This is a genomic window from Xanthomonas sp. SHU 308 (genome assembly GCF_000364645.1).
Lineage (GTDB): Bacteria > Pseudomonadota > Gammaproteobacteria > Xanthomonadales > Xanthomonadaceae > Xanthomonas_A > Xanthomonas_A sontii.
On record NZ_AQOK01000784.1, the window covers coordinates 1 to 3,826 of the forward strand.

At 61.3% G+C, this 3,826-nt stretch carries 5 protein-coding genes; 2 read left to right on the plus strand and 3 right to left on the minus strand.

The window, feature by feature from the left end:
* A partial coding sequence (locus D588_RS25765) for a GNAT family N-acetyltransferase (protein WP_017917343.1) occupies positions 1 to 870 on the plus strand: 870 nt, incomplete at its 5' end.
* Position 871: 1 nt separating this feature from the next.
* Positions 872 to 1,753, plus strand: a complete 882-nt coding sequence (locus D588_RS0120595; protein WP_017917344.1) for an arginase family protein — start codon at positions 872 to 874, stop codon at positions 1,751 to 1,753.
* Between the two features lie 183 nt (positions 1,754 to 1,936).
* Here D588_RS0120595 and D588_RS26890 read toward each other — a convergent pair whose 3' ends face one another.
* The 3 genes from D588_RS26890 to D588_RS0120600 form a co-directional block, all read right to left on the minus strand.
* Positions 1,937 to 2,437, minus strand: coding sequence for a hypothetical protein (locus D588_RS26890; RefSeq protein ID WP_081613617.1), 501 nt, complete (start codon positions 2,435 to 2,437; stop codon positions 1,937 to 1,939).
* Positions 2,438 to 2,452: 15 nt separating this feature from the next.
* Entirely contained in the window at positions 2,453 to 3,217 is a 765-nt protein-coding gene (locus D588_RS26895; RefSeq protein WP_223875498.1) for a hypothetical protein, read from the minus strand.
* Positions 3,218 to 3,309: 92 nt separating this feature from the next.
* Positions 3,310 to 3,826: DegT/DnrJ/EryC1/StrS family aminotransferase (locus D588_RS0120600; protein WP_017917345.1), on the minus strand; the 517-nt coding region annotated here is incomplete at its 5' end.

The following is a 3,826-nucleotide window of genomic DNA, read 5'->3' on the forward strand; positions in this document are numbered from 1 at the left end:
CTGCGGCCGCGCACCAGCTTCGTCGGCAGCACCGTCAGCGAATACGCCTGGCTGCCGCGCGCGGCCGACCCGGTGCAGTTACCGCGGCAGTGGCGTACGCAACTGGGCCGGCGCCGCGCGCTGATGATCGTCAAGGACGTGCCGCAGCGCTCGCCGCTGCTGGATGAGGCCGACAACGCCTGGGCGCAGGCGTTCCTGGACGCCTGCGAGCGCAACGGCTACGTGCTGCTGCGCGGGCAGGCGCTGGCCTGGGTGCCGATCGACTTCGCCTCCACCGACGAGTACCTGGCGCGGCTCTCGCGCGGGCGCCGGCGCAACATCCGCCGCAAGCTGCGCTCGCGCGCCGATCTGGAGATCGAGGTGCTGCCGACCGGCCCGGCCTTCGCCGACCCGGCGCTGCGCGCGCACTGCTATGCGCTGTACCAGGAGGTGTACGCGCAGAGCGAGATCCATTTCGACCTGCTGACCGAGCCGTTCTTCGACGCACTGCTGACCGACGCCGACTCGGGCGGGCAGGTATTCGTGTATCGGCACCAGGGCCGCATCATCGGCTGGAACCTGTGCTACGTGCACGAGGGCCGGCTGCTCGACAAGTACATCGGCCTGCACTACCCGGATGCGCGCGACCACAACCTGTACGCGCTGAGCTGGATCGAGAACCTCGACTATGCCTGCCGCCATGGCCTCACCGCCTACGTCGCCGGCTGGACCGATCCGGAGGTGAAGGCCCAGCTCGGCGCCAGCTTCACCTACACCTGGCATGCGGTGTACCTGCGCAATCCGTTGCTGCGCGCCGTGCTGCGGCGGCTGCGGCCGCTGTTCGAATCCGACGACGTCGGGCAGGCCGCCGATACCGCCGAGGAGGACTGAGATGCGCACCCCGGTCCTGCTCGATCTCGATGATTCGCTGGGCGCCGTGCCCGATGCCGTGCGCCTGCCGTTGCGCGACTGGTGCGATGGTCTGCGCTTCGCCTGCTCGATGGCGCGGCTGCGCCGCTTCGGCGCGGCGCTGGAGCAGGCGCTGCCGGCGCAGTACGGCACCGTGCTGCTGGGCAGCGGCGATTTCCATCACCTGAGCCTGCCGTTGATCGTACGCCTGGCGCAGCGCGCGCAGGCGCCGTTGCGGGTGGTGGTGTTCGACAACCATCCGGACAACATGCGCTTCCCGTTCGGCGTGCACTGCGGCTCGTGGGTGCGCCGCATCGCCGCGCTGCCGCAGGTGGCGCAGGTCGAGGTGGCCGGCATCACCTCCGGCGACGTCGGCCCCGGCCATGCCTGGGAAAACCACCTGTTGCCGCTGTACCGCGGCAAGCTGCGCTACTGGTGCAGCGGCGTGGACGTGGGCTGGGCGCGGCGGCTGGGCCTGGGCCAGGCGGTGCGCGGCTTCGACAGCGTGAGCGAACTGAGCGACGCCTTCGTCGAGCACTTGCGGCGCACGCCGATGCCGACCTATCTGTCGCTGGACAAGGACGTGCTGGATCCGCAGGACGTGCGCACCAACTGGGACCAGGGCCAACTGCGCGTGCCGCAGTTGCTGCAGGCGATCGAGGCGTTGCGCGGACAGGTGTGCGGCAGCGACATCACCGGCGAAGTCTCGCTGGCCCATTACCCGCAATGGTGGAAGCGCAAGCTGGCGGCGCTGGATGCGCAGCCCGAGCCGTCGCCGGCGGACCTGGCGGCGTGGCAGGCGCAGCAGCACGCGTTGAACCTGCGGCTGCTGGCGGCGCTGGACGTGGTCAGCGTATCTAAATGATTGATTGAGGTGCGCGCGCTGTTTTGGATCAAGGTGGTTCGAATCTGCTCGAAGCGCCTATCAAAAGGCACTGCTGTATAAGAGGGTTGCCAAAACGCCGGGGCGACATATTCGTCGGCCCCGACATGTCAATTCGATGTGCTTGGCTATGAAGCCGTTTTGCACGCTAAACCACTGGGTGGATTAACTTGTTTGCTCTGGGGGGCCTACGTCGACAACTGGCATTTTTCCCCCGCAGCTTCCATAGCAGCCGCCTCCAATTAGGATGCCGCCACCGCTACCACTGCCTACATTGCCGCCGCCACCACCACCACCACTATTATTCGAAGCTTGACCTTGCAGCTCCTTGGCCACTTCCTTTGCGGTTTTGCCACACGGCTTTTCAATATAGACAATATTTCGCCCTGAGTGCATCAGCATTTTGAATGTGTAGGCGACATAGCCTTTGTAGGAGTTGTTTACCCATGTGCCTTCGCCGAGAACTTTTGATGCAGATGCATCGAGTTTCGACATAAAGGCGGCATTTGCCGGGTTGGAGTAGTCGCTGAACTTTGGTAGGTCGCCTAGAGTTACCGAAATCGGTGGCAATGGGGGCATGGGGAGCTCGGAGCATGCTAGTGCTACACCCATGATCCCACTAAAAGATAGTAGTGCAATTCCATATTTCTTTTGCATAAAATTCATTCCTTTTTTGTGGATTTACTGTGCGCCAATGGGGCGCTTGTCTAATTTTGGATCTATTCCATATTTCGACTTGTACATATTGTTGATCGCGTCATTTATTCGCAATGCTTCCGACTCTCCTAATGTCCTTTGCTGGGTCGATAATGGTTTTGTAATCATTGCGTCTCTGGTGATTCCGGCGCGGGTATCTCCTCGCATTTCTAAAACGCGGGACAAAGCATAGGCTGCAACTGGATCTCCATTGGATGCTCCGCCTTGATAGGAGGCAAGCATATTTAGGGCAAAAAGATTTCCTTCTGCGCCTGCGTCTATGAGGCGTTGCTGTGCCTGTTGATCGGTTGGCAACAAGCGCGCATCCAATATTGCCTTCGCTGCCATGTCTCCGGCGTCTGCTGCTTCTTTCAAAAGAGCTTCCGGGGCTGTCATATAGGCCTCCCATTGTTTTTCATTGGGGTAGCCGTGGCGATCCAGCCAAGCCTGTTCGGCTTTGCTTTCTGCAAAAAATGGATCGTTCTCGAAGCTCATTCCTCTTCGCGTTTGCGGTACTTCGGGGAACGGGTGCCTTATGGATTTTTTTGCAGGTCTCGATGGCCCGCTTTTTTCTTCTTCTTTTCCAGTCGCTGAAATTTCGGGCTTTAATGATTTTTCGCTGGATTCAGCGGAGTTTGTAAGCTGTGCCTGACTGAGCGAATTTTCATTGTTTTCTTTCTTTTGAAAGAAAAATATTGCAACAATGCTGGCGAATGCCACAGTGGCGGCTAGCCAAATAGTCCTTTTCATTTTTTCTCCAGATAATTCTTTAAATTCAGGGTTCTACATTAACTTCAGCGCGTTTTTTTGTAATAATTTTACGCGTCTCTTAGCCGTGTAGATTATCCGCAGACACCAGCAAGCACAATATCCACGGGCGCTAGTTTCTGACAGGAAACGGCGCAGGCCGCCTGCAGCGTGGCCACGATGGTCTCGAAGCGCGCCTCGTCCAGCCAGGGGCTGTTGCTGATGCTCAGGCAGCGCGCGGCGAAATCGCTGGCGTTGGGCATCGGCGTGCGTTCGACGATGCCGTCCAGGTAGTCGTAGTCGGGCAGGGCATGCACGAACGGCACCGCCACCCCGAGTCCGCGCGGCCACAGCGCATCCAGCACCGATTCGCGTGCGGCGGCATCGGGCAGCAGCACCATCAGGATCGGCCAGCTGCCCTGGGCGCCGGGGGTATCGGCGATCACGCTCAGGCCGGGGATGCTGGCCAGGCGTGCGCTGCGGCGCCGGCCCTGTTCGCGGATCTGCGCAAGAAATGCCGGCCAGCGGGCGCTGGCGCGCACGCCGACGCCTTCGCGCCAGGCGCCGACCGCGTGCTGGGCGATGGCCGTGCCGAAGCGGTCGCCGGCCGCG

What these genes read in the sequence shown, in the direction of transcription:
- D588_RS26895 (WP_223875498.1), bottom strand. Translation starts at nt 3,217, where the DNA reads ATGAAAAGGACTATTTGGCTAGCCGCCACTGTGGCATTCGCCAGCATT.
- D588_RS26890 (WP_081613617.1), bottom strand. Translation starts at nt 2,437, where the DNA reads ATGAATTTTATGCAAAAGAAATATGGAATTGCACTACTATCTTTTAGT.
- D588_RS0120595 (WP_017917344.1), top strand. Translation starts at nt 872, where the DNA reads ATGCGCACCCCGGTCCTGCTCGATCTCGATGATTCGCTGGGCGCCGTG.